The sequence below is a fragment of the Sphingobium sp. MP9-4 genome (assembly GCF_005281675.1).
GTDB classification, from domain to species: Bacteria; Pseudomonadota; Alphaproteobacteria; order Sphingomonadales; family Sphingomonadaceae; genus Sphingobium; species Sphingobium yanoikuyae.
On sequence record NZ_LUFI01000061.1, the window covers coordinates 1 to 16,227 of the forward strand.

A 16,227-nucleotide genomic window follows, 5' to 3' on the forward strand; every position below is an offset into this window, starting at 1 on the left:
GTTGAGCGGCAAGGATGGGCGCACTTCCGCCGGGCCGCTCAACGAACCGAGGATGGTCGGTTCGGGCAGGAGCGGTCATTCAAGTCCGTTCTCCGGAACGCCTTGAGTTGGTCGGCAGCCGACCCTGCGTGAGCGTCAGCTATGCCCGCACGCAGGTCCCAAACGCGACCTTCGATTACCGGCCATCTTGGGCATCCAAATTCAGAAAAGCGGACCTACCGCCCTGCGAGCGGAAAATCGGCACCCGTAAGTCTGATTTGGGTCGATCTTGATGGCTCGCTGGGATCGCCCAACAGAGATGTCCCGCAGTCTTGGAAGAGGTCGACTAGCGCTACGACGCTTCCGGAGCCGCGACCATGATTATCACCTAAATCAATCCGTGGCCAAGGACGTCAGTTTTGCCTGCTCGTCGATCTGGTCCCAAGCTGATCGAGCGCATCAAGATTGTCGCACCCCCATGCATAAAGCAATTCGACGAGAGGTGATCGGCATGGATCAGACGGGATCGTCGACTTCCGCGCTTAAGATTCCAAGCACGACGAATGGCGTGCCCCCGTTTCTTCGCATCGAAGGCGGCACGGGCATTGGCCGTCAGCGGGCCGGAATGACGCCATCGATCACCGTGAGGTAACAAACTGCGAGTGCGATTTGCCTTCCCCAACATAGCGCCGGACAGGTGCCGGTCGCTGGGGACCGCGAGGAGATGCCTCACGATACTAGCGATGCCCTGACGCCTTAGCCATGCCTTTGCGATCCTATGCCCTAGCCCGCGGTCAGTTCCCAGACCTGGGCGGAGGCCCGCATGACCCCGACAAAACTACTCATTGGACAACTCATCATAGTGCTGGCGATCATCATCGCGGGCATTTGGACAGCGACACAATGGGCGGCAGCGCAGCTCGCTTATCAGCCGGAGCTTGGAGCCCCCTGGTTCGTCTTGCTGGGCCAGCCGATCTATCATCCCTGGTCGATCTTTCCTTGGTGGTTTTCGTTCGACGCCTATGCGCCCGTCGTCTTCGACAAGGCCGGTGCCATCGCAGCCGCTGGCGGCTTCGTTAGCTGCGGCGCGGCGATTTTCGGTTCGGTATGGCGTGCGCGCCAGTCCAAAAACCTGACCACCTATGGCTCGGCCCGCTGGGCAACGCGCCGGGACATCAAGGGTGCCGGGCTCCTAGACCAGCGCGGCGTCGTGCTGGGGCGCATCGACCGCGATGACTTGCGCCACGATGGGCCCGAACATGTCATGGCGTTTGCGCCCACCCGGTCGGGCAAGGGGGTCGGCCTTGTCATTCCAACCCTGCTGTCCTGGACCGGCTCGACTGTCGTCCACGACATCAAGGGCGAGAACTGGCAGCTGACCGCCGGCTGGCGCGCGCGCTTCTCGCACTGCCTGCTGTTCAATCCGACCGACGCTCGCTCGGCGCGCTACAATCCGCTGCTCGAGGTCCGGCGCGGGGTGAATGAAGTCCGCGACGTCCAGAATATCGCCGACATCCTGGTGGATCCTGAAGGGGCGCTCGAACGTCGCAACCACTGGGAGAAGACCAGCCATTCGCTGCTGGTCGGCGCGATCCTCCATGTCCTCTACGCCGAAGAAGAGAAGACGCTCGCGCGCGTCGCGACTTTCCTCTCCGACCCGCAACGCAGCTTTGCCGCCACCCTGCGCCGAATGATGGCCACCAACCATCTCGGTACGCCAGATGTACCGCAGGTCCACCCGGTGGTCGCCTCTGCCGCCCGTGAACTACTCAACAAGAGCGAGAACGAGCGCTCCGGCGTGCTGTCGACCGCCATGTCGTTTCTTGGCCTCTATCGAGACCCGACCGTCGCGGCAGTAACTGCCGCCTCCGACTGGCGCATCGCCGATCTCGTCGGAGCGGCGCATCCGATCTCGCTTTACCTCGTCGTGCCGCCGTCCGACATCAGCCGCACCAAGCCGCTGGTTCGCCTCATCCTCAACCAGATCGGCCGCCGGCTGACCGAGGAATTGCACGGCGTCGGCAAGGACGGCGAGACCGCACAAGGCCGACATCGGTTGCTGATGATGCTCGACGAATTCCCGGCGCTGGGAAGGCTCGACTTCTTCGAGACGAGTCTCGCTTTCCTGGCAGGCTACGGGGTGCGCGCCTTCCTGATCGCGCAGAGCCTGAACCAGATCGAGAAGGCCTATGGCGAGCACAACGCCATTCTCGACAATTGCCATGTCCGCGTCGCCTTTGCGACCAACGACGAGCGAACCGCCAAGCGGATCTCGGACGCGCTTGGTACGGCGACCGAACAGCGCGCGATGCGCAACTATGCGGGGCATCGGCTCGCGCCCTGGCTCGCGCACGTCATGGTCAGCCGCCAGGAGACGGCGCGGGCTCTGCTGACGCCCGGCGAGGTGATGCAGCTTGCGCCCACCGATGGGCTGGTCCTGATCTCCGGGCACCCCCCGATACGCGTGAAGAAGCTGCGCTATTACGAGGATCGCCGGTTCACGGAGCGGCTCTTGCCTGCACCGATACTGGATGGAGCTGCCTATCGTGACCTTCCGGCAGCTCGCCCGGATGACTGGGCTGGGCAGGTTCGCGGTGCTGACATTCGCCTCTCCGAAGGCAATGACGCCGATGAAGGCGCCGACGCCGGCGGCCTCGAACAGGCTCGTCACCCCGCGCACGACATCGAACCTGCGGTCGTCCTCGAGCCGGAGGTCGCCGACCCACTGGGCCTTGGCGAAGACGATGGCGATCAGGCTGCCGAGCGCCGCGCCATGGATCGGGTGCAGCAGCTCGGCACCGTGCGCACGGTCTACGGCCTCGATGCCGCCTCCAGTCGCCCCGACGACCTCCAGCTGGGATTTTGATCATGGAAAAGATCCGCCATCAGCTGTTCCTGCCCAAGTCGGTGTCCGATCGGCTGGAAGCGCTTGCCGCCAGGCCCGGCGCCAGCAAGTCGGCCATCCTCGTCGATGCAGTCACGGCTTGGCTCAATCGCCGGGGTGCATCGGAGCTGGAGGATCGGTTCGCGATTCGCCTCGACCGGCTTACGCAGGCGATCGGCCGGGTCGATCGCGACACCTATGTGATCCTCGAGACGCTCGCCCTCTTCATCCGGTTCGAACTCGCGATCCAGACGCCGCTGGCCGAAAACGACCAGGCGGGCCGGGCGCTCGGAGCCAAGAGGTTCGAAGCCTTCGTGACCCAGGTCGGTCGGCAAGTTTCGACCGGGCGGCGCACCCTGGCTGGTTCTTCGGAGAATGGCGAATGAGCGGCCGCCCAGCCACCGCAGGGCCGGCAATCTCGGCTGAGCGCCGTCGCCGGATGCTGATTACGGCGCTGGGCAGCGACATTGCTGCCGCGATGCGCGACAGCCAAGTCACCGAGATCATGGTGAACCCCGACGGGGCGCTGCGGCTCGATCGTCTTGGCGAAGGCCGTATCGATACCGAGGTCCGCATCGAGCCCGATCAGGTCGAGCGGATCATTCGGCTGGTGGCGAGCCATGTCCGGGCCGAGGTCCATGCCGATCACCCGATCCTATCGGCAGAGTTGCCGCCGCATATCGAGGGCCGCGCCGGCGAGCGCTTCGAAGGCGTGCTGCCCCCCGTGTCGTCGGCACCCTGCTTCTCGATCCGCAAGCCTGCCACGAGGCTGCACACGCTCGACGACTATATCGCCGATGGGCTGATGTCGGAGGTCCAGGCGGACGCCCTGCGTGCCGCGGTCGCCCAGCGCTGCAACATCCTCGTCGCCGGAGGTACCAGCTCGGGCAAGACGACCCTCGCCAATGCGCTGCTCTCCGAGATGGCCCCAGAACATTCGGGGCTCGATAGCCGCGTGATCCTCATCGAGGACACGCGCGAGCTGCAGTGCCCGCTGCCAGATACGGTGGCGCTCCGCACCCGCCCGCCGCACATATCGATGACCGAGCTGGTGCGCTCGACCATGCGCCTGCGTCCCGACCGCATCGTGGTCGGCGAGGTCCGCGGTCCCGAAGCGCTCGACATGCTCAAGGCCTGGAGCACCGGTCACCCCGGCGGGATCGCGACCGTCCACGCCAACAGCGCCATCGCCGCGCTCTACCGCATAGAACAGCTATGCCAGGAGGCGGTCGTCACCGTGCCGCGCCAGCTGATCGCTGAGGCCATCGACATCATCGTCTTCATCTCCGGGCGCGGCATCGACCGCCGCGTCTCCATGATCGCGCGTGTCGCCGGGCTCGACCCCGACACAGGCGCCTACGCGCTCGCCGATCTTCCCAAGCCCAATCCCCCAAAGCCCAATCTGCCCCAGTCTAGCCCGAAGGAGACCTGACCCATGACTTTTGCCCGCATTCCCCGCCGCATCGCCAACCGCTCGTCGCTTCTCGGCGGCGCGATCAGCCTCGCGCTGACGCTCGCCACCCAGGTCCAGGCGGCCGGATCCGGCATGCCGTGGGAAGAACCACTGCAACAGGTGTTGGAATCCGTGCAGGGCCCGGTAGCCAAGATCGTCGCCGTTATCATCATTATCGTGACCGGCCTGACGCTCGCTTTCGGCGAGAGTGCGGGCGGGTTCCGGCGGCTGATCCAGATCGTCTTCGGCCTCTCCATCGCCTTCGCCGCCTCGAGTTTCTTCCTGTCCTTCTTCAGCTTCGGCGGCGGAGCATTGATCTCGTGACCGGCCCCATGTCCTCCGGAGCTCAGCATATCGCCGGCTACGAAGTGCCGATCCATGGCTCGCTGGGTTCGCCGCTACTGCTCGGCGGCGCACCGCGGGGCCTCGCGATCGTCAACGGGACGCTTGCGGCGGCGGTCGGTCTCGGCCTCCAGCAATGGCTGGCCGGGCTGCTGCTCTGGGCCGTTGGGCACAGCATCGCCGTGATGGCCGCGCGCCGCGACCCGAGCTTCGCGCCCGTCCTGCTCCGCCACATCCGCCAGAAGGGATATTTTGCATGCTGAGCCTGCGCGAATATCGCGACCGCGCCGAACGCCTTGCCGACCATCTGCCGTGGGCGGCGCTGGTGGCGCCGGGTGTCGTGCTGAGCAAGGACGGCAGCTTCCTTCGGGTGCTGGCCTTCCGTGGTCCGGATCTCGAATCCGCGACCGAAGCCGAACTGGTCGCCGCCTGCGCGCGGGCGAATAATACGCTGAAGCGCTTCGGCAGCGGCTGGGCCTTGTTCTTCGACGCGGAACGTCGCGAGGCGCTGGCCTATCCCGACAGTGATTTCCCCGATGCGGCGAGCTGGCTGGTCGATGGCGAGCGGCAGGCGGCGTTCGAGGCCGAAGGCACGCATTTCGAGAGCCGCTACCACCTGACCCTGACCTGGTTGCCGCCTGCGGACACCACCGATCGCGCTGGCCGCTCGCTCGTCGAGCGCCCCGACGGTGATCGGACACGCGACTGGCGCGGTGCGCTGCAAAGCTTCATCGCCGAAACCGACCGCATGCTCGACCTGCTCTCGGGTTTCATGGCCGATGTGCGCCCGCTCGACGACGGCGAGACGCTGACCTTCCTCCACGGCACGATCTCGGATCGTCGACACCCGGTCGTGGCGCCCGAGACGCCGATGTATCTCGACGGCATCCTTGCCGACACACCACTGGTCGGCGGATTGGAGCCGAAGCTCGGTGAGCTGCAAGTCCGGACGCTCACTATCCTCGGATTCCCGAGCCTGAGCCGTCCCGGCATCCTCGACGCGCTCAACCATCAGGATTTCGGCTATCGCTGGGTCACGCGCTTCATCGCGCTGGACAAGACGCTGGCGACCAAGACGCTGACCTCTCTCCGGCGACAGTGGTTCAACAAGCGCAAGTCGGTCACCGCGCTGCTGCGCGAGGTGCTCTACAACTCGCCGGCGCAACTGTTAGACAGCGACGCCGACAATAAGGTGGTCGATGCCGACCTCGCGCTTCAGGCGCTCGGCGGCGACCATGTCGCCTTTGGCTATCTGACTACCACGATCACTGTGACGGATCGGAACCGCGCTGCAGTCGAGGACAAGGTTCGCGCCGTCGAGCGGGTCGTCAACGGTCTCGGCTTCATCTGCGTGCGCGAAACCGTGAACGCGGTCGAGGCATGGCTCTCGTCGCTCCCGGGGCATGTCTATGCCAATGTCCGGCAGCCGCTGGTCCATACCCTCAACCTCGCCCACCTAATGCCGCTATCGTCGGTATGGGCAGGGCCGGTGCGCAACGGGCATCTCGACGGCCCGCCGCTGCTGGTCGCCAAGACGGCTGGCTCGACCCCATTCCGGCTTTCCACCCATGTCGGCGACGTCGGTCATATGATGCTCGTGGGGCCGACGGGCGCGGGCAAATCGGTGCTGCTCAGCCTGATCGCGTTCCAGTTTCGCCGTTACCCTGGCGCGCAGGTTTACATCTTCGACAAGGGGAACAGCGCTCGGGCTGCGGTGCTGGCAATGGGCGGGGCGCATCATGCCTTGGGCTCGGCGGATACTGATGGCGAAGCACTGGCCTTCCAGCCGCTCGCCAATATCGACGATGCGGCCGAGCGTAGCTGGGCGGCGGAGTGGATCGCGGCGCTGCTCACCCATGAGAACGTGCCCGTCACGCCCGAAGTGAAGGACGCGGTCTGGACTGCGCTCGGCAGCCTCGCATCGGCACCGCGCGAGGAGCGGACAATGACCGGGCTCGCGCTGCTGCTCCAGTCGAACGCGCTGCGGATCGCGCTCCAGCCCTACACGCTCGAAGGGCCGCACGGCAGACTGCTCGATGCAGCCGAACAACAACTCGCCCTGGCCGATGTCCAGTGTTTCGAAACCGAGGCGCTGATGGGCCAGACCGGAGCGGTCGCGCCGGTGCTGACCTATCTCTTCCACCGGCTGGAGGAGCGGTTCGACGGCCGGCCGACCCTGCTCATCCTCGACGAAGCCTGGATCTTCCTCGACCACCCGCTGTTCGCCGCACGCATCCGCGAGTGGCTGAAGGTGCTGCGCAAGAAGAACGTCGCGGTGCTGTTCGCAACGCAGAGTCTTGCCGACATTGCCGGATCGGCGATCGCGCCCGCCATCATCGAGAGCTGCCCGCAACGCATCCTGCTGCCCAATGATCGCGCGATCGAGCCGCAGGGCCATGACATCTATGCGCGCTTCGGCCTCAACGACCGGCAGATCGAGCTGATCGCGAGAGCCAACCCCAAGCGGCACTATTACCTCCAGTCCGCGCGCGGCAACCGGCTGTTCGAACTGGGGCTCGGCCCCGTCGCCCTGACGCTGTGCGGTTCTTCCGATCCGGCCGCGCAGGCGCGGATCGATGCCGCGCTCGCCGAACATGGCCGCAAGCATTTCGCCGAAGCCTTCCTGCGCGACGCGGGTCTCGCCTGGGCTGCCGATCTCGCCGCCGATTTCCCCGCTCCAACTGCTCCCGTTCCCTCAGCCCCCCAAGAAGGAGAAGAGTAATGCGTATCCCCACCCGAAAGCACCTGATTGCGGCCGTTCTCGGCCTCGGTTCCGTCGCCTCGTTCGGCATGGGCGTGGTCACGATGACGGCGACGCCGGCCCATGCGCAGTTTGGCGGCGTGGTGTTCGATCCGAGCAACTATGCGCAGAACATCCTGACCGCCGCGCGCACCCTGCAGAGCGTCAACCAGCAGATCCAGCAGCTTCAGAACGAGGCGCAGATGCTGGTCAACATGGGCAAGAACCTCACCCGCATCGACTTCCCGCAGCTCGAAGCCCTCAAGCAGAAGCTGGCCGAGATCGACCGGCTGATGGGCCGCGCGCAGGCGATCGACTTCCGGGTCGATCAGCTCGACGACAAGTTCCAGTCGCTGTTCCCGCAGGATTTCTCGTCAGCGCTGCGGACCGATGCCCGCGTCCGAGATGCCCGCGCTCGGCTCGATGCCAGCATGGGCGCGTTCCGCCAGACGATGACGGTGCAGGCACAGGTCGTCGAGAACATCCAGACCGACACCGAAGCCCTCGCTGACATCGTCGCGCGCAGCCAGGGCGCAGAAGGGTCGCTTCAGGCACAGCAGGCGACCAACCAGATTCTCGCCCTGACGGCCAAGCAGCAGTTCCAGCTCCAGCACATGATGGCCGCGCAGTTCCGCAGCGAGGCGATCGAACAGACGCGGCGCGCGACGCAGGCTGCGGAAGCCCGCGCGGCTACGAAGAAGTTCCTCGGTTCCGGATCGGCCTACACGCCGCGCTAGCCCCCAGCGGCCGCAAGCCGATCCGGTCAGCGGTCGTCGGCATCCCCCTCTAGCCGTCGATTGCCGTCGCGGGGCGTGGCGCCGCTCCCCAGCTGCGCCCCGCGACACCCCTTCGCTCCAGCAGGAAATCGCACTTGAACGACCTCAATGTCATCGATCGCTTCCTGCAGGCGTTCATCACCTACATCGACAGCGGGTTCGGCCTGCTCGGTCCGGATGTCGGATTTCTCACCGCGACGCTGATTGGCATCGACATCACGCTTGCCGGCCTGTTCTGGGCGATGGGCGGCGAGGACAATGTCATCGGCCGCTTCCTCAAGAAGATCCTCTACGTCGGCGCGTTCGCGTTCATCCTGAACAGCTTTTCGACGCTGGCCGACATCATCTTCCGCTCCTTCGCACAGGCGGGTCTGACCGCGGGCGGCGGCACGCTGTCGGCTGACGACTTGCTCAAACCGGGACGACTCGCGGGCACGGGCTTTTCAGCGGCGTGGCCGCTGCTCGAACAGGCGAGCGAGATGGTCGGGTTCACGACCTTCTTCGACAACTTCCTGACGATCATGATCCTACTGTTCGCCTGGGCGCTGGTGATCGTCGCCTTCTTCATCCTCGCGGTGCAGATGTTCATCTGCATCCTCGAGTTCAAGCTGACGAGCCTTGCTGGGTTCATCCTCGTGCCGTTCGCCTTGTGGAACCGCACCAGCTTCCTCGCCGAGCGGGTGCTCGGCAACGTGGTCAGCTCCGGCATCAAGGTCATGGTGCTCGCCGTCATCGTCGGCATAGGCTCCAACTTCTTCACCGACTTCACCGACGCGCTCCAGGGCCAGGAGCCGGACATCGGGCAGGCAATGAGCCTCGTCCTCGCCAGCCTGTCGCTGTTCGGTCTCGGCATCTTCGGACCGGCGATAGCATCAGGGCTGGTCTCCGGCGCCCCGCAGCTTGGTGCCGGCGCTGCGCTCGGCACAGCGGTTGGCGCGGCCGGCATCACCATGCTGGCTGGCGGCGCTGCCGCTGGCGGTGCCCGCGCACTTGGCGGCGCGGCGCTGGGCGCGGTCCGATCGGGGACGGCGATGGGGTCGGCGGCATCGACCGCCTACCAACTTGGCAAGGAAACCGCCGCATCCCCATCGGTCGGCGCCGGCCTCGGCGGCGTTGCGCGCGCTGCCGGGAACGCCGCGCGGTCGCGTGTCAGCGGATCGTTGATTCTTGGTGAAGCCGCAGCCGGCGGCCGGCAAGCAGCATGGAGCGGGCTCAACCAGAACTCGACCCAAGGTTCTTCGGCGCCGTCTTCGGGTGGACCGGGCGGCGGCGGGGAGACCGGCGGCACGCCCGCATGGGCACGCGCGATGAGAGCCGAGCAGTCCAGCCGCCACCGTCGCCAGCTCGCGATCCACACGCTCCAGCAAGGTGATCGCGGCGGCGCGTCCGCCACCCCCGACATCAAGGAAAGGGACTAATCCATGTTTTTCAAGCGAAGTGCGCAGCGCTATGGGCGCACCCCACCACCCGAGACGCCCTACCAGCGCGCAGGCCAGCTCTGGGACGACCGGATCGGCGCGGCCCGGGTGCAGTCACGCAACTGGCGGCTGATGGCATTCGGCTGTCTCGCGCTCACCGCAGGCACGTCGGCGGGGCTTGCATGGCAATCCTTGCAGAGCCGCGTCATGCCCTATGTGGTCGAGGTCGATCGACTTGGGGAGGCCCGCGCCATCGAGGCTGCCGATGTCGAATACCGGCCGACCGATCCGCAAGTCGCGTGGCATCTCTCGCACTTCATCACGAACGTCCGATCGGTGTCGCTCGACCCCGTGCTGATGCGCCGTGACTGGCTCGAAGCCTATGACTTCACGACCAAGCGTGGCGCGCAGTTCCTAGGAGAATATGCCCGATCGGCATCGCCGTTCGCCAATGTCGGCGAGCGCACAGTCTCGGTGCAGGTCACCAGCGTCGTTCGCGCCTCGGACAAGTCATTCCAGGTAAAGTGGACGGAGACGGCGTTTGAGCGCGGGTCGCAGGCTGGAACCAGCCGCTGGACGGCCATCCTCACGACCGTCACGCGCCCGCCGGCCTCGGCCGATGTGTTGCGCAAGAACCCGCTCGGCATCTACGTCGACGCAATCGACTGGAGCCGCGAACTCGACACGGCATCGCCCCCGCCCCCGCCGCCAGCGATCAAGCCGGCACCGCAACCAGACCCGAACCTTCCGCTCGGATCCCCGCTCGATCCCACGCTGGGCAGCAAGTCGGACGCACCAAGTCTGTCCAATTCGCAGGAGAAGAACCCATGAAGGCTACCATTTTGCCGGCGATCGCCGGAATGCTCCTCGCGTACCCTGCGCTCGCTCATGAGCGCCCTGTATCACCGCTCAAGACCGTCCGCTCGGCAACACGCAACGCCACGATCGAGCCGGCGTCCACCGGGTTCGTAAGCGGGGCGCAGGTCTACCCGTTCAGTGAGGGCACGATCTTTCAGGTCTATGCCGCGCCCGGGTTGGTCACCGACATCATGCTCCAGCCTGGCGAGAATCTCGTAGCGGTCGCAAGCGGCGATACCGCGCGCTGGGTGATCGGCGATACCACCAGCGGCTCCGGCGAGACCAAGCGGACGCATCTCTTGGTGAAGCCCTTCTCGGGCGGTCTCGTCACCAATCTTGTCGTGACGACGGACCGTCGCACCTACCATGTCCGGCTGGTCAGCACCGCGGCGACTGCGCTGTCGTCGATGCGCTGGACCTATCCGCAGGACGAGTTGCTCGCGCTCCGACGCAAGGCGGAAGCCGATCGAGCTGCCGCGCCGGTCGCCACGGGACTTTCGGTCGAAACGCTTCACTTCAACTACGCAATCAGCGGCGACAGGCCGGGATGGCGTCCGCTGCGTGCTTTCGACGACGGCCAGCGGACCTTTGTCGAGTTTCCCGCATCGCTGGCGAGCAACGAGGCTCCGCCGCTGTTTCTCGTCGATCGCGAGGGCAAGGCCGAACTGGTGAACTACCGGCTGAGCGGCCGCTTCTACGTCGTCGACCGGATCTTCGACGCCGCCGAACTTCGGCTCGGTCTCAAGAAGCAGCAGATCGTGCGCATCGACCGGATCGCGCCATCGGCTAAGCGGAGGGGCGCATGACCGACGCCACCGCAACCGCGTCAGCCGCATCGGGCTCTCCGCCCCAGTCCGGTCCGGCAAAGCTCGATCCCGAGACTTTGGCCATTCGCTCACGGCCGGCGCGTGCGATCCGCTTCCGCAAGGGTGCGATCATCGGTATCGCGGCGCTTGGATCGGTCAGCCTGATGGGGATCGCCTGGATGGCGCTCAAGCCGCAGGTGTTCCGGCAGGTCGCCCAGGAAAGCGAACTGTCGCAACCGATGTCGAAGTCGGCGTCCGACGCGCTCTCCGGCCTGCCGTCCAGTTACGGCGACGCGCCGAAGCTCGGACCACCACTTCCCGGCGATCTCGGTCGACCGATCCTTCGGGCGCAGCAGCAAGCGGAGGGCGTGGTCCGGCCCGCGCGGGTCGATACCGCCGAAGCCGAACGTCAGCAGCGCCTCGCCGATCTAAAGTCCGCGCGGGAATCGGGATTGATGGCGCAGGTGCAATCGAGCCGTGCTGCTCCCGTCTCGCCGGCCGTCGATCCGTCTGCAGGCGGTCCCGGCACGCCGCCAGCGCCCACCGCAACCGGCACCCGCAAGGAGCAATTCGCGTCCGCGCGCGACAGGGACGGCGACCTCAATTCCGGCAGTTTGGTCGCGCAGGTCTCGCCGAACAGCCTGCTCGCCGGCAGCGTCATCGCGGCGAGCCTGATCACCGGGCTGAACTCCGACCTGCCCGGCATGGTCACGGCGCAGGTGACGAAGAACGTCTTCGACACGGTGACGGGGAATATCCTGCTCGTGCCGCAAGGTGCCCGCCTGATCGGCAGATATGATTCCGTCGTCGCGTTCGGACAGCGTCGCGCATTGGTCGTGTGGCAGCGCCTGATCCTGCCCGATGGCGGTTCGATCCGGCTCGACAACATGCCCGCGACTGATCCTGCGGGCTACGCGGGTCTGACCGACAAGGTCGACTTCCACACCTGGACGCTGCTCAAGGGCGTCGCGATCGCCACTCTGCTCGGGGTCGGCTCGGAACTGTCGATCTCAGGTGAAAGCGATCTCGTCCAGGCGATTCGCGAATCCGCCCAATCGAACACGGCGCGGGCCGGCGACCAGATCACCCAGCGCAATCTGGATATCCAGCCCACCATCACGATCCGGCCGGGTGCGCCGGTTCGCGTGCTGGTGATCCGCGACCTAATCCTTGCGCCGTGGCGCGGAAAGGCAAGCTGACATGGCCGACCTCAAGCTGGGCAAGCTGCCCGACCGAACGCCGGTGAAACTGGCGATCACGATCACTTCCGATTTGCAGGCAGCTCTTCAGAGCTACGCTGCGATCTACGCCCAGACCTATGGCGTCGAAGAGCCGGTCGCCGATCTCGTACCAGCAATGCTGGCTGCATTCCTCGAAAGCGACCGCGTGTTCGTGCGGGAACGCGATGCGCGCGGGCGGGGTCAGAAATGATCGAGCGCGCATGGGAGAAGAAGATCGAGCCGCTGACGGTTCGGGTCTCCACCGCCGTTCGGATCACGGGCCTTAGTCGCTCACGAATCTATGAGCTTATTCAGTCCGGCGATCTCGAGACCGTCAAGGTGGGGCGCGCGACGCTGGTGCAGTATCGCAGCCTCAAGTTGCTGACGGGCAATGTTATCCCGGGCGCTGGCGAGACGGCCGACCTGCGTCAGAGTCCGGCCGGCACGCCGTCGACATAGCCCTCGAACGCATAATCGTTGAGAAACTGGCGTCGCCAGAGAAAGGCGCGATCGATCTCTCCCAACTCGGCTTCGTCGCAAACCGCGGCCCACCCGGCGATGATCTCGCTGGTCTGCCGCTCGACGATCTCGCGTGCATCCTTGTCGCTTAGCAGGAAGGATGAAGCCGAAAGGCGACAATGCTCGAGTAGGCTGCGCCGATCCTCCGCGATCACCGCCATCGCCTGATTCACTTCGCGACCGTTTCGGGCCTGCGGGCAGATGTCATAAGCAGGCGTCAGCGTGAGTGCCTTGCCGTCCCAGAGGGCAGCATGATTGCGCGCGTGATCGTCTGTGTTCCCGACGAGAACGTTGAACACCATTCGCGAGAACAGCTCGCGCAGCGTTTCGCGAGGCTCGACGAAACGCGCACGCACGATCTGCGCGAGTTCGACATAGCTCGCATAATGGGCTTGAAGCTCGGTTAGTTCCAGCATGGTGAGCGCCGACACCATGGCGCTGCGGGTCCAACCTCCCTCGATCTTCGCGCGATCAAAGCGCTGGACGAGAAGAACATCCCTGCCGTTGGCCTGCGTCCGGAGGACCGGCGCGACATTGAGGCCGACCTTTTCAGCGAGACGCATCGCCACATATTCGGATTTGACGACCGCATAGGTATCGTTCGAGGCCGAAAACTTGGCGATGAACTTCGTGCCGTCGTCCTCGATCAGCGCCTTGGGACGTGCGCCACCGATCGAGCTGCCGTGGAACAGCGCCTTTTCCAGACCGGGGGGAATGGGCTCGCCACGCTCGACATGGCCCGCCGCGTCCTGCAGCTCTTCCAGCGTCGCATTGTCCTGCTCGCGCGGCTCATACTTGTCAGCCGACCGCTGGAAGTCGAGCGCGCCGATGCGATCGGATCCGGAGTTGAGCATGAAGGTGAGTTCATCGAAATCGATATCGTTGGCTGCGGCGCCTTGCAGGCCCGTGAGACGATTGATGATGACCCGCCGCCCCCAGGCATCCGGTGCGCCATCACGAAGGCAATTGGCCATGTCGAGCGGCAGGTCAGGCGCGATCGCGCCGCGCTTGAGGTCCAGCTCCGGGGAATAGATCGGGATCGCACCATCGCGCTCCAGATAGGATCGGCCGTATGTGAATATATGGGCGTTGCCATCCCGTTCGATCCTGCCGGCGATGACGGGTTGCACTTCTCCGGGAAGCCAGATCCAGACGAATGCTTCCTTTGCCGCAGGGAGGCCGGCATCCTCTTCAGAAGTCATCGCGCGGCTCCGACCGGGGCTTGCGGACCGATTGCGGCAGCAAAGCCAGTTTGTCGTCGAGGCGCGATATTTCGGGTGCGAGCCGTGAAGGTTCATCCACGAACAGCGGCACCCCCAGCAAAGCGGCGGCTTCGAATACCAGCCCGATCTCGACCTTGGGCTGGCCTTTTTCGATCGACTGGAGCGTGCTGCGCGCGATCCCGATGCGCGCGGCAAGGTCGGTTTCGGTCATCCGGCGCTGCTTGCGCGCGAGGCGGATCGTGCGGCCCAGCAACGCCAGTGCTTCACCCGTGGTGCGCGAATATGTTCGCAGATGCTCTGCCATATTGAACTCCGATGACCGTTACATCAGGCATGAATGCTGTCCACGCCCGATATAACGGTCATTATCCCAATGCGCCTCGCTTTGCAAGCTATGGCTGATATAACCGCCACGAAGGCCCTTCGTGACTTCCACAACAGCCATTAAAAGCGTCGAGTGAAAGCCACCTCATCCTACCCGGCTAGCACTCGGGAAATTGCCCTGCAACACCTTGCCCCCGTCTCGTAGGATATCGAGATAGTCGGACCAGTGCTGCATCATAACCACGCGCTCATCCCAATATTCGCCGCGTGCGTAGGCGCGCCGGACTTGATTGGTGTCCACATGTGCAAGCTGGCGCTCGATCGCATCGGGATTCCACTGGCCCATCTCGTTGAGCAGGGTAGCCGCCATCGCCCGAAAGCCATGCGCGGTCATCTCGTTGGTTGTGTAGCCAAGCTTGCGGAGGCCCTGGTTGACCGCATTCTCCGACATCGCCTTGCGCGGCTTGCCGAGGCAGGGAAACAGGTATTTCCACCAGTGGGTGTGCTCGTGGAGTTCCTTGAGCATCGCGATTACCTGTCGTGACAACGGTACTCGATGCGGCCGGCGCATCTTCATCCGATCGGCCGGGATGAACCAGACCGCCTCTTCCCAGTCGATGTCGGTCCATTCGGCCTGCCTGAGTTCGCCGGGGCGGAGAAGAACATGCGGCGACAGCCGCATGGCCATGACCGTCACCTTGTGCCCGCTGTAGCCGTCGATCGCCCGGAGCAGCTTGCCGACCTCGGACGGCCTCGTGATCGCGGCGAAATGCTTGACCTTCGGCGCTGCGATAGCGCCGCGCAGATCGGCCGCCACGTCCTTGTCGCAGCGAACCGTCGCCACGCCATAGCGGAAGACGCGGCTCAGCACGCTTCGCATCCGCCGCGCGCTTTCATAGGCTCCGGTAGCCTCGACCTTCCGCAGAACCGCGAGCGCCTCGTGCGGTGTGATCTGCGCGATAGGGATGCTGCCGATCACGGGGTACGCTTTCGCAAGTAGCCACGCGATCTTTTCGATCGTCACCTTCGCAAGGCCGTCCCGCTCGCATTTGACGAGCCATTCCTCGGCCACCGCCTGGAAGGTGTTGGCCGCAGCATACTTGGCAGCGATGCGAGAGCGCTTCTTCTCCAGTGCAGGATCGATCCCGTTCGCCACGAGCTTCTTGGCATCGTCGCGCCGGACGCGGGCATCCGCCAAGCTTATGGTCGGCCACCCTCCGAGATGAAGCGTCTTCTGCTTGTCCAAGAAACGGTACTTGAAGCGCCACAGCTTCGAGCCATTTGGCCGGACGGTGAGATAGAGGCCTTGAGAATCGGAGAGGGCGTACTCCTTGTCCCTCGGCTTGGCGGCGTTGATCTGGATGTAGGTCAGCATGGTCGTTTTCCCAGCAAAGCCGGGTCGATCCGTGGACCACAAAAGAACCACCAAAGGGGGGGTGGTTTCTGGTGCTCTCAGCCGGATGTCGCCGGACGGTGTCTGGCGATTCTCGGTCTAGAAATGCTGTGAAACCAGCCGCTTACTGGACTTATCTGGACGTATCCAGAGCCAGTATTGGTGCCCAGAAGAGGACTCGAACCTCCACGACCTTGCGATCGCCAGCACCTGAAGCTGGTGCGTCTACCAATTCCGCCATCTGGGCACGGGGTAGGAGTGCGCCTCTAACGGCGGCCTCCAGACCTGTCAA

16 protein-coding genes and 1 tRNA gene are annotated in these 16,227 nt (G+C 64.9%); 13 read left to right on the forward strand and 4 right to left on the reverse strand.

From position 1 onward, the window contains the following. Nucleotides 1-802: 802 nt before the first annotated feature. The 13 genes from A0U87_RS19420 to A0U87_RS19480 all read left to right on the forward strand — a co-directional run bounded on the left by A0U87_RS19420 (nucleotide 803) and on the right by A0U87_RS19480 (nucleotide 12,935). Entirely contained in the window at nucleotides 803-2,845 is a 2,043-nt protein-coding gene (locus A0U87_RS19420) for a conjugal transfer protein TraG (protein WP_137405896.1), read from the forward strand. A gap of 2 nt (nucleotides 2,846-2,847) precedes the next feature. Next, a complete protein-coding gene (locus tag A0U87_RS19425) occupies nucleotides 2,848-3,249 on the forward strand; it encodes a CopG family transcriptional regulator (RefSeq protein ID WP_169862280.1) in 402 nt (133 codons plus the stop codon). After that, the gene (gene trbB / locus A0U87_RS19430) at nucleotides 3,246-4,295 is read left to right on the forward strand and encodes a P-type conjugative transfer ATPase TrbB (protein WP_206366616.1); all 1,050 of its coding nucleotides are present in this window, start codon (nucleotides 3,246-3,248) and stop codon (nucleotides 4,293-4,295) included. The genes A0U87_RS19425 and trbB overlap by 4 nt, the downstream gene beginning before the upstream one ends. A gap of 3 nt (nucleotides 4,296-4,298) precedes the next feature. Next, nucleotides 4,299-4,640, forward strand: coding sequence for a TrbC/VirB2 family protein (locus tag A0U87_RS19435; RefSeq protein WP_137405897.1), 342 nt, complete (start codon nucleotides 4,299-4,301; stop codon nucleotides 4,638-4,640). Nucleotides 4,641-4,648: 8 nt separating this feature from the next. Then, on the forward strand, nucleotides 4,649-4,921 hold the full coding sequence (locus A0U87_RS19440) for a VirB3 family type IV secretion system protein (protein ID WP_063976652.1): 273 nt from the start codon (nucleotides 4,649-4,651) through the stop codon (nucleotides 4,919-4,921). Next, nucleotides 4,915-7,380, forward strand: coding sequence for a conjugal transfer protein TrbE (trbE, locus tag A0U87_RS19445; RefSeq protein WP_137405898.1), 2,466 nt, complete (start codon nucleotides 4,915-4,917; stop codon nucleotides 7,378-7,380). The genes A0U87_RS19440 and trbE overlap by 7 nt, the downstream gene beginning before the upstream one ends. Continuing rightward, nucleotides 7,380-8,135, forward strand: a complete 756-nt coding sequence (gene trbJ / locus A0U87_RS19450; RefSeq protein WP_063976654.1) for a P-type conjugative transfer protein TrbJ — start codon at nucleotides 7,380-7,382, stop codon at nucleotides 8,133-8,135. Before trbE ends, trbJ begins: the two co-directional genes overlap by 1 nt. Nucleotides 8,136-8,269: 134 nt before the next feature. Beyond that, nucleotides 8,270-9,592, forward strand: a complete 1,323-nt coding sequence (gene trbL, locus A0U87_RS19455) for a P-type conjugative transfer protein TrbL (protein WP_137405899.1) — start codon at nucleotides 8,270-8,272, stop codon at nucleotides 9,590-9,592. 3 nt (nucleotides 9,593-9,595) lie between these two features. Then, a complete protein-coding gene (gene trbF, locus A0U87_RS19460) occupies nucleotides 9,596-10,423 on the forward strand; it encodes a conjugal transfer protein TrbF (protein ID WP_137405900.1) in 828 nt (275 codons plus the stop codon). Then, complete coding sequence (trbG, locus tag A0U87_RS19465) at nucleotides 10,420-11,256, forward strand: P-type conjugative transfer protein TrbG (RefSeq protein ID WP_137405901.1); 837 nt, start codon at nucleotides 10,420-10,422, stop codon at nucleotides 11,254-11,256. Before trbF ends, trbG begins: the two co-directional genes overlap by 4 nt. After that, nucleotides 11,253-12,455, forward strand: a complete 1,203-nt coding sequence (locus A0U87_RS19470) for a TrbI/VirB10 family protein (RefSeq protein ID WP_137405902.1) — start codon at nucleotides 11,253-11,255, stop codon at nucleotides 12,453-12,455. Before trbG ends, A0U87_RS19470 begins: the two co-directional genes overlap by 4 nt. 1 nt (nucleotide 12,456) lies before the next feature. Beyond that, nucleotides 12,457-12,687: a DUF2274 domain-containing protein gene (locus tag A0U87_RS19475; RefSeq protein ID WP_063976659.1), complete on the forward strand. Its 231-nt coding sequence runs from the start codon at nucleotides 12,457-12,459 to the stop codon at nucleotides 12,685-12,687. Beyond that, nucleotides 12,684-12,935 (forward strand): helix-turn-helix domain-containing protein, encoded by a 252-nt coding sequence (locus tag A0U87_RS19480; RefSeq protein WP_235681935.1) that lies wholly within the window; start codon nucleotides 12,684-12,686, stop codon nucleotides 12,933-12,935. The genes A0U87_RS19475 and A0U87_RS19480 overlap by 4 nt, the downstream gene beginning before the upstream one ends. Here A0U87_RS19480 and A0U87_RS19485 read toward each other — a convergent pair. The 4 genes from A0U87_RS19485 to A0U87_RS19500 form a co-directional block, all read right to left on the reverse strand. Continuing rightward, on the reverse strand, nucleotides 12,905-14,293 hold the full coding sequence (locus A0U87_RS19485) for a type II toxin-antitoxin system HipA family toxin (protein ID WP_234781562.1): 1,389 nt from the start codon (nucleotides 14,291-14,293) through the stop codon (nucleotides 12,905-12,907). The two genes, A0U87_RS19480 and A0U87_RS19485, sit on opposite strands and share 31 nt — an antisense overlap. Next, nucleotides 14,187-14,522 (reverse strand): helix-turn-helix transcriptional regulator, encoded by a 336-nt coding sequence (locus A0U87_RS19490; protein WP_063976660.1) that lies wholly within the window; start codon nucleotides 14,520-14,522, stop codon nucleotides 14,187-14,189. Before A0U87_RS19490 ends, A0U87_RS19485 begins: the two co-directional genes overlap by 107 nt. A 165-nt stretch (nucleotides 14,523-14,687) precedes the next feature. Further along, nucleotides 14,688-15,917 (reverse strand): integrase arm-type DNA-binding domain-containing protein, encoded by a 1,230-nt coding sequence (locus tag A0U87_RS19495; RefSeq protein WP_137405903.1) that lies wholly within the window; start codon nucleotides 15,915-15,917, stop codon nucleotides 14,688-14,690. A gap of 178 nt (nucleotides 15,918-16,095) precedes the next feature. Then, nucleotides 16,096-16,182, reverse strand: a tRNA-Leu gene (locus A0U87_RS19500). Nucleotides 16,183-16,227: the final 45 nt, after the last annotated feature.

Excerpts from the sequence above, each read along its gene's own strand:
- A0U87_RS19420 (WP_137405896.1), top strand. The coding sequence starts at position 803 with ATGACCCCGACAAAACTACTCATTGGACAACTCATCATAGTGCTGGCG.
- A0U87_RS19425 (WP_169862280.1), top strand. The coding sequence starts at position 2,848 with ATGGAAAAGATCCGCCATCAGCTGTTCCTGCCCAAGTCGGTGTCCGAT.
- trbB (WP_206366616.1), top strand. The coding sequence starts at position 3,246 with ATGAGCGGCCGCCCAGCCACCGCAGGGCCGGCAATCTCGGCTGAGCGC.
- A0U87_RS19435 (WP_137405897.1), top strand. The coding sequence starts at position 4,299 with ATGACTTTTGCCCGCATTCCCCGCCGCATCGCCAACCGCTCGTCGCTT.
- A0U87_RS19440 (WP_063976652.1), top strand. The coding sequence starts at position 4,649 with ATGTCCTCCGGAGCTCAGCATATCGCCGGCTACGAAGTGCCGATCCAT.
- trbE (WP_137405898.1), top strand. The coding sequence starts at position 4,915 with ATGCTGAGCCTGCGCGAATATCGCGACCGCGCCGAACGCCTTGCCGAC.
- trbJ (WP_063976654.1), top strand. The coding sequence starts at position 7,380 with ATGCGTATCCCCACCCGAAAGCACCTGATTGCGGCCGTTCTCGGCCTC.
- trbF (WP_137405900.1), top strand. The coding sequence starts at position 9,596 with ATGTTTTTCAAGCGAAGTGCGCAGCGCTATGGGCGCACCCCACCACCC.
- trbG (WP_137405901.1), top strand. The coding sequence starts at position 10,420 with ATGAAGGCTACCATTTTGCCGGCGATCGCCGGAATGCTCCTCGCGTAC.
- A0U87_RS19470 (WP_137405902.1), top strand. The coding sequence starts at position 11,253 with ATGACCGACGCCACCGCAACCGCGTCAGCCGCATCGGGCTCTCCGCCC.
- A0U87_RS19475 (WP_063976659.1), top strand. The coding sequence starts at position 12,457 with ATGGCCGACCTCAAGCTGGGCAAGCTGCCCGACCGAACGCCGGTGAAA.
- A0U87_RS19480 (WP_235681935.1), top strand. The coding sequence starts at position 12,684 with ATGATCGAGCGCGCATGGGAGAAGAAGATCGAGCCGCTGACGGTTCGG.
- A0U87_RS19485 (WP_234781562.1), bottom strand. The coding sequence starts at position 14,293 with ATGAACCTTCACGGCTCGCACCCGAAATATCGCGCCTCGACGACAAAC.
- A0U87_RS19490 (WP_063976660.1), bottom strand. The coding sequence starts at position 14,522 with ATGGCAGAGCATCTGCGAACATATTCGCGCACCACGGGTGAAGCACTG.
- A0U87_RS19495 (WP_137405903.1), bottom strand. The coding sequence starts at position 15,917 with ATGCTGACCTACATCCAGATCAACGCCGCCAAGCCGAGGGACAAGGAG.